The 7,717-nt window shown below is 66.7% G+C and carries 7 protein-coding genes; all 7 read left to right on the top strand.

Going from position 1 to position 7,717, the window contains the following annotated elements; genetic code table 11:
- A partial coding sequence (locus tag C1H66_RS15580; RefSeq protein WP_102627800.1) for a zinc-binding dehydrogenase occupies positions 1 to 750 on the top strand: 750 nt, incomplete at its 5' end.
- 13 nt (positions 751 to 763) lie between these two features.
- On the top strand, positions 764 to 1,618 hold the full coding sequence (fghA, locus tag C1H66_RS15575) for an S-formylglutathione hydrolase (protein ID WP_102628800.1): 855 nt from the start codon (positions 764 to 766) through the stop codon (positions 1,616 to 1,618).
- Positions 1,619 to 1,868: 250 nt separating this feature from the next.
- The gene (gbdR, locus tag C1H66_RS15570) at positions 1,869 to 3,008 is read left to right on the top strand and encodes a choline metabolism transcriptional regulator GbdR (RefSeq protein WP_102628799.1); all 1,140 of its coding nucleotides are present in this window, start codon (positions 1,869 to 1,871) and stop codon (positions 3,006 to 3,008) included.
- A 69-nt stretch (positions 3,009 to 3,077) separates the two neighbouring features.
- Positions 3,078 to 3,779, top strand: coding sequence for a monofunctional biosynthetic peptidoglycan transglycosylase (gene mtgA, locus C1H66_RS15565; RefSeq protein ID WP_102628798.1), 702 nt, complete (start codon positions 3,078 to 3,080; stop codon positions 3,777 to 3,779).
- Between the two features lie 122 nt (positions 3,780 to 3,901).
- Entirely contained in the window at positions 3,902 to 4,879 is a 978-nt protein-coding gene (locus C1H66_RS15560; protein ID WP_102628797.1) for a dipeptidase, read from the top strand.
- A 109-nt stretch (positions 4,880 to 4,988) separates the two neighbouring features.
- Positions 4,989 to 5,534, top strand: coding sequence for a DUF5943 domain-containing protein (locus C1H66_RS15555; protein ID WP_102628796.1), 546 nt, complete (start codon positions 4,989 to 4,991; stop codon positions 5,532 to 5,534).
- Positions 5,535 to 5,559: 25 nt separating this feature from the next.
- Positions 5,560 to 7,632 carry a dimethylglycine demethylation protein DgcA gene (gene dgcA, locus C1H66_RS15550; RefSeq protein ID WP_102628795.1) on the top strand — a complete coding sequence of 691 codons (2,073 nt, stop codon included), beginning with the start codon at positions 5,560 to 5,562 and terminating at the stop codon, positions 7,630 to 7,632.
- Positions 7,633 to 7,717 lie beyond the last annotated feature (85 nt).

Genomic DNA, 7,717 nt, shown 5'->3' with positions numbered 1-7,717 from the left:
GGCACCTCGCGCTTCTCGCTCGACGGCCAGATGCTGCACCACTACATGGGCTGCTCGACGTTCAGCGAGTACACCGTGCTGCCCGAGGTGTCGCTGGCCAAGGTCTCCAAGGAGGCGCCGCTGGACAAGATCTGCCTGCTCGGCTGCGGGGTGACCACCGGCATCGGCGCGGTGATGAACACCGCCAAGGTCGAGCCGGGCTCGACCGTCGCCGTGTTCGGCCTGGGCGCCATCGGCCTGGCGGTGATCCAGGGCGCGGTGATGGCCAAGGCCAGCCGCATCATCGCCATCGACGTCAACCCGGACAAGTTCACGCTGGCCAAGCAGTTCGGCGCCACCGAGTTCGTCAACCCCAAGGACCACGCCGACCCGATCCAGCAGGTGATCGTCGAGAAGACCGACGGCGGCGTCGACTACTCCTTCGAGTGCATCGGCAACGTCAACGTGATGCGCTCGGCGCTGGAGTGCTGCCACAAGGGCTGGGGCGAGTCGGTGATCATCGGCGTGGCCGGGGCCGGCGAGGAGATCTCCACGCGGCCGTTCCAACTGGTCACCGGGCGGGTGTGGAAGGGCTCGGCGTTCGGCGGGGTCAAGGGGCGCACCGAGCTGCCGGGCTATGTGGAGCGCTACATGAACGGCGAGATCAACATCGACGACTTCATCACCCACGACCTGCCGTTCGAGCAGATCAACGAGGCCTTCGAGCTGCTGCACGCCGGCAAGAGCATCCGCAGCGTGCTCCATTACTGAGGGGACGATCGCCATGACCATGATGGAAAGCCTCGAGCTGGTGTCGGCCAACAAGAGCTTCGACGGCTGGCACAAGCGCTACCGCCACCGCTCCCGGGCGCTGGACTGCGAGATGGTGTTCGCCATCTTCCTGCCGCCCCAGGCGGAGACCCAGCGCGTCCCGCTGCTGTGGTGGCTCTCCGGGTTGACCTGCACCGACGAGAACTTCATGCAGAAGGCCGGTGCCCATCGCCTCGCCGCGGAACTGGGCATCGCCATCGTCTGCCCGGACACCAGCCCGCGGGGCACCGACCTGCCCGGCGAGCACGACAGCTATGACTTCGGCTCCGGCGCCGGCTTCTACGTCAACGCCATCCGGGAGCCCTGGAAGCAGCACTACCGCATGTATGACTACGTGACCGAGGAGCTGCCGTCGGTGGTACGGCAGCACTTCCCGGTCAACGGCCGCGAATCGATCAGCGGCCATTCCATGGGTGGCCATGGCGCCCTGATCATGGCCCTGCGCCGGCCCGGTCACTACCGCTCGGTGTCGGCCTTCTCACCGATCGTCAATCCGACCCAGTGCCCCTGGGGCCAGAAGGCCTTCTCCGGTTACCTGGGCGACGACGCCGGCAGCTGGACCCAGTACGACGCCTGTGAGCTGGTGGCACGGGGGGCCTCGAGCCAGCCGCTGTTCGTCGATCAGGGCGAGGCGGACGACTTCCTCGAGGAGCAGCTCAGGCCCGAGCGCCTGGAGGCGGTGTGTGCCGAGCATGAGCATCCGCTGACGCTGCGGCGACAACCCGGCTATGACCACAGCTACTTCTTCATCGCCTCCTTCATCGAGGACCACCTGCGCTATCATGCCGAGCACCTGAACAAGGGCTGAGGGGGGGGAGCGGGTTCGGGTATTCCGCGCCGGCATCGCGATGGAGCCGGCGCCGGCGAGGATACTGCCTCGGTGACGGGGTATCGAACGATTGTCTTCCCCCCAACGGCATGCAACTATCTGCAGTATTGCAGGGTGGCAGCCAGTGGGGCCGGGATCACCGGCATGGCCATGGCCTTCTGCAGACAATGACAACCTTGACTTCCGTGACACCGGCCCCCACGGGGGGTCGGGGTATGGAGGGATGACGATGAAACACGATCCTCGAGCCCCTGCTGACCATGACAGGACGCAGACCCTCGGTTTTCTCCTGCTGGACAACTTCACGCTCATTTCTCTCGCTTCCGCCATCGAGCCGTTGCGCATGGCCAACCAGTTGGCCGGCCGTGAGCTCTACCGCTGGTACACCCTGAGCGTCGACGGCGAGCCGGTCAGGGCCAGCGACGGCCTGCAGGTCACCCCGGACGTGGCGGTCACGGTACCGTTGACGCTGGACATGGTCGTCGTCTGCGGTGGTGTCGGCCCGTGCCGCAGCGTGCAGCGCGAGCACGTGGCCTGGCTGCAGGCCCAGGCGCGGCTTTCCCGGCGGCTCGGTGCCATCTGCACCGGCAGCTGGGCCCTGGCCAAGGCCGGGTTGCTGGACGGCTACGAGACCAGCATCCACTGGGAGTGTCTGGCCGCCATGCAGGAGGCCTTCCCACGGGTGGTGCTGACCACCCGGCTGTTCTCCATCGATCGCGACCGGGCCTCGGCCTCGGGGGGCACGGCGCCGCTCGACATGATGCTTACCCTGATCGGTCGCGACCACGGCCGGGAACTCGCCGCCGGGATCTCGGAGATGTTCATCTGCGACCGGGTGCGCAACGAGCACGACCACCAGCGGGTGCCGCTCAAGCACGTGCTCGGCACGACCCAGCCCAAGCTGCTGGAGATCGTGGCGCTGATGGAGGCCAACCTGGAAGAGCCGATCGGCCTCGACGAGCTGGCCGATTACGTCGACGTCTCCCGTCGCCAGCTGGAGCGGTTGTTCCAGAAGTACCTGCACTGCTCGCCGTCGCGCTACTACCTCAAGCTGCGCCTGACCCGGGCCCGCCAGCTGCTCAAGCAGACGCCGATGTCGATCATCGAGGTGGCCTCGGCCTGCGGTTTCGTCTCGACACCGCACTTCTCCAAGTGCTACCGGGAGTTCTTCGGCATGCCGCCCCGCGACGAGCGGCTCGGCAGCGGCACGCTCAATCTCTCGCCGGTGGCCATGGAGAAGGGGGCGGCGCCCCTGTTGCAGGACGCGGCCTTCGAGGCCGTGCCGCTGGAGCCGGTCTCCAGTGCCGGGGTCGCCCTCGACCACGCGCGGGGTGAGCCCACCTATGCCAGCGTGCGGTTGAAGCCATGAGGAGGGCATGATGCGGTTTGCCGTCATCCCGCGGCTATCCGGTCCTTCCCCCTGTGAGGCCCCGACGCGATGACCGTGCCGTGGCGCCGGGCAGGACGCCTGCTGGCGTTGATGCTGCTGGGCTTCGTCGGGCTCTCGCTGCTGCTGGTGCTGCTGTTCCGGGTGCTGCCGGTGTTCGGCTCCATGGTGATGGTCGAGCGCAAGGTGCAGTCCTGGGTGGCTCGTGAGCCGATCCGCATCGAGCACCAGTGGCGCGCCCGGGAGGCGCTCTCCGACCATGCCAAGTTGGCGGTGATCGCCGCCGAGGATCAGCGCTTCCCGATGCACCGTGGCTTCGACGTCGACGAGATGCGTCGCGCCTGGGAAGCCAGCCGCAACGGCAACCGTCTGCGCGGCGCCAGCACCATCAGCCAGCAGACCGCCAAGAATCTCTTCCTGTGGACCGGACGCAGCTGGTTGCGCAAGGGCCTGGAGGCCTGGTTCACCCTGCTGATCGAGACGCTGTGGCCCAAGGAGCGCATCCTCGAGGTCTATCTCAATATCGTCGAGTGGGACCACGGCGTCTTCGGTCTGGAGGCCGCCGCCCAGCACTATTTCGGCGTCTCGGCGGACCAGCTCACTGTCCACCAGGCCAGCCGCCTGGCCGCCATCCTGCCCAATCCGCGAGGCTGGGACGCCGCCCGCCCCGGTCCCCACGTGGAGCGGCGCAGCGCCTGGATTCGCCAGCAGATGAACAGCCTGGGGGGTATCGCCTACCTGGATCAGCTCTGATCCCGTCGCGATCGCGATAGCGATGACGTTTTTGGAATTCTCCCCGTCGCTTCCAAGCGCCGGGCCGGGGTGAGCCGGGGCTATGCTGCCGGCAAGTCGTTCACAACCCCGGAGCCCCCGACATGACCCCCAGAGAGCTGCACGACGACGCCATCGTCATCGATGGCCTGATCATCGCCAAGTGGAACCGCGAGCTGTTCGAGGACATGCGGCGCGGCGGCCTCACCGCTGCCAACTGCACCGTCTCGGTGTGGGAAGGGTTTCAGGCCACCGTGGACAACATCGTCAAGTCCAACGCCCTGATGGCCGAGTGCAGCGACCTGGTGCTTCCGGTGCGCACCACCGCCGACATCACCCGGGCCAAGGAGGAGGGCAAGACCGGCATCCTCTACGGTTTCCAGAACGCCCATGCCTTCGAGGACCAGATCGGCTACGTCGAGGTCTTCAAGCAGCTCGGCGTGGGCATCGTGCAGATGTGCTACAACACCCAGAACCTGGTGGGCACCGGCTGCTACGAGCGCGACGGTGGCCTCTCCGGCTTCGGGCGCGAAGTGGTTGCCGAGATGAACCGCGTCGGCATCATGTGCGACCTCTCCCATGTCGGCGAGAAGACCTCCACCGAGGTGATCGAGGCCTCCACCAAGCCGGTCTGCTACTCTCACTGCCTGCCCTCCGGGCTCAAGGAGCACCCGCGCAACAAGTCCGACGCCGAGCTCAAGTTCATCGCCGACCGCGGCGGCTTCGTCGGCGTGACCATGTTCACCCCCTTCCTGCGCGCCGGCGTCGACGCCACCGTCGACGACTACGTCGAGGCGATCGAGTACGTGATGAACATCGTCGGCGAGGACGCCATCGGCATCGGCACCGACTTCACCCAGGGCCACGACCAGAACTTCTTCGAGTGGCTCACCCACGACAAGGGTTATGCCCGCCGCCTGACCCGCTTCGGCAAGATCATCAACCCCGAGGGCATCCGCACCATCGGCGAGTTCCCCAACCTCACCGAGGCGCTGCTGCGCCGTGGCTTCAGCGAGCTCCAGGTGAGGAAGATCATGGGCGAGAACTGGGTGCGCGTGCTGAAAGACGTCTGGGGCGACTGATAACACCTTTCTCACTCTGCAACGCCCGAGGAGGCGCCATGGGCAGGCCTGCCGCCGGAAGCCCCTGTCGACCGACTGCCAAGAACAACGAGTTTAGAGGATTACCACCGTGACCAAGATGGCCCCCGAACTGCCCATCGAAGTGGATAGCGAGACCGGCGTCTGGACCACCGATGCCCTGCCCATGCTCTATGTGCCGCGGCACTTCTTTATCAACAACCATGTGGCCGTGGAGGAGGCGCTGGGCGCCGAGAAGTATGCCGAGATCCTCTACCACGCCGGCTACAAGAGCGCCTGGCACTGGTGCGAGAAGGAGGCCGAGTGCCATGGCCTCGAGGGCGTGGACGTCTTCGAGCATTACATGAAGCGCCTCTCCCAGCGTGGCTGGGGCCACTTCATCACCGAGGCCATCGACCTCGACGCCGGCACCTGCCGGGTGCGCCTGGAGCACAGCGCCTTCGTCTATCAGCTGGGCAAGGTCGGCCGCAAGATCGAGTACATGTTCACCGGCTGGTTCGCCGGGGCCATGGACCAGATCCTCGCTGCCCGCGGCAGCGACCTGCGCACCGTCGCCGAGCAGACCCAGAGCGCCGCCGAAGAGGGCTGCGAAGTGGGTTATTTCGAGACCCAGCCGCTGACCGGCGCCGCCCGCTAAGTCCCGGGAACGAGGAGAGAGAACCATGGCATTCGACGCGATCTTCCAGCCGATCGAGATCGGCAAGCTCACCATCCGTAACCGGGTCGTCAGCACCGCCCACGCCGAGGTGTACGCCACCGACGGCGGCATGACCACCGACCGCTACGTCAAGTATTACGAGGAGAAGGCCAAGGGCGGCTGCGGCCTGTGCATCTGCGGCGGCTCCTCGGTGGTCTCCATCGACAGCCCCCAGGGCTGGTGGAGCTCGGTGAACCTCTCCACCGACCGGATCATCCCGCACTTCCAGAACCTGGCCGATGCCGTGCACAAGCACGGCGGCAAGATCATGATCCAGATCACCCATATGGGACGCCGCTCGCGCTGGGATGGCTACGACTGGTCGACCCTGCTGTCGCCCTCCGGTATCCGCGAGCCGGTGCACCGCTCCACCTGCAAGACCATCGAGGAGGAGGAGATCTGGCGCATCATCGGCGACTTCGCCCAGGCCGCGCGCCGGGCCAAGGAAGGGGGCCTCGACGGCGTCGAGCTCTCCGCCGTGCACCAGCACCTGATCGACCAGTTCTGGAGCCCGCGGGTCAACAAGCGTGAGGACCAGTGGGGCGGCAGCTTCGAGAACCGCATGCGCTTCGGCATGGAAGTGCTCAAGGCGGTGCGCGCCGAGGTCGGCGACGACTTCGTGGTGGGCATGCGCATCTGCGGTGACGAGTTCCACCCGGACGGCCTCTCCCACGAGGACATGAAGCAGATCGCCGCCTACTACGATGCCACCGGCCAGGTGGACTTCTTCGGCGTGATCGGCTCCGGCTGCGACACCCACAACACCCTGGCCAACGTGATTCCCAACATGTCCTACCCGCCGGAGCCCTTCCTGCACCTGGCGGCGGGCATCAAGGAAGTGGTCAGCGTGCCGGTGATCCACGCCCAGAACATCAAGGACCCCAACCAGGCCCAGCGCATCCTCGAGGGCGGCTATGTGGACCTGGTGGGCATGACCCGGGCGCATATCGCCGACCCCCACCTGATCGCCAAGATCAAGATGGGGCAGATCGACCAGATCAAGCAGTGCGTGGGGGCCAACTACTGCATCGACCGCCAGTACCAGGGCCTGGACGTGCTGTGCATCCAGAACGCCGCCACCTCCCGCGAGTACATGGGCCTGCCGCATATCATCGAGAAGAGCGAAGGGCCCAAGCGCAAGGTGGTGGTGGTGGGCGGTGGCCCCGGCGGCATGGAGGCGGCCCGCGTCGCCGCCGAGCGCGGCCATGAGGTGACCCTGTTCGAGGCCGCCGAGGCCCTCGGCGGGCAGATCACCATCGCCGCCCAGGCCCCGCAGCGCGACCAGATCGCCGGCATCACCCGCTGGTATCAGCTGGAGCTGGCGCGCCTCAACGTCGACCTGCGCTTGGGTACCCGCGCCGACGAGGCGACGCTGCTCGACCTGCGCCCGGATATCGTGGTGCTGGCCACCGGCGGTCATCCCTTCCTGGAGCAGGATCCGCAGTGGGGCTACTCGGAGAATCCCGAGGAGAGCCTGGTGGTCAGCACCTGGGACGTGCTGTCCGGCAAGGTGGCCCCGGGCAAGAACGTGCTGATCTACGACACCATCTGCGAGTTCTCCGGGCTCTCGGCGGCGGACTACCTGGCCGACAAGGGCGCCAAGGTCGAGATCGTCACCGACGACATCAAGCCGGGCGCGGCGGTGGGCGGCACCACCTTCCCGACCTACTACCGCAGCCTCTACGAGAAGGAGGTGATCATGACCTCCGACCTGTTGCTGCACAAGGTCTACCGGGAGGGTGACGGCCTGGTGGCGGTGCTCGAGAACGAGTACACCGGCGCCCTGGAGGAGCGCGTGGTCGACCAGGTGGTGGTGGAGAACGGCGTGCGTCCCGACGAGGCCCTCTACTACGCCCTCAAGGAGCAGTCCCGCAACAAGGGGCAGGTGGACCTGGAGGCGCTCTACGCCATCCAGCCCCAGCCCTGCCTGAGCGAGGCGGGGGACGGCTTCCTGCTGTTCCGCCTGGGCGACTGCACGGCGCCGCGTAATACCCACGCGGCCATCTACGACGCCCTGCGGATCTGCAAGGACTTTTAACTCGAGCGCGAAGCCGGAGATGCGGGCGCCGGGGGCAGGCCGTAGCGAGGGGCATTTGCCATGGATGGCAAATGTAGCGCCCAGG

The sequence above is a fragment of the Halomonas heilongjiangensis genome, from assembly GCF_002879645.1.
Lineage (GTDB): Bacteria > Pseudomonadota > Gammaproteobacteria > Pseudomonadales > Halomonadaceae > Halomonas > Halomonas heilongjiangensis.
Note: the sequence above shows the minus strand (reverse complement) of the source record. Positions and strands in the feature narration are given on the sequence as shown.

Bases quoted from the DNA above. Each gene is read 5' to 3' on its own strand.
- fghA (WP_102628800.1), top strand. From the start codon at position 764: ATGACCATGATGGAAAGCCTCGAGCTGGTGTCGGCCAACAAGAGCTTC.
- gbdR (WP_102628799.1), top strand. From the start codon at position 1,869: ATGAAACACGATCCTCGAGCCCCTGCTGACCATGACAGGACGCAGACC.
- mtgA (WP_102628798.1), top strand. From the start codon at position 3,078: ATGACCGTGCCGTGGCGCCGGGCAGGACGCCTGCTGGCGTTGATGCTG.
- C1H66_RS15560 (WP_102628797.1), top strand. From the start codon at position 3,902: ATGACCCCCAGAGAGCTGCACGACGACGCCATCGTCATCGATGGCCTG.
- dgcA (WP_102628795.1), top strand. From the start codon at position 5,560: ATGGCATTCGACGCGATCTTCCAGCCGATCGAGATCGGCAAGCTCACC.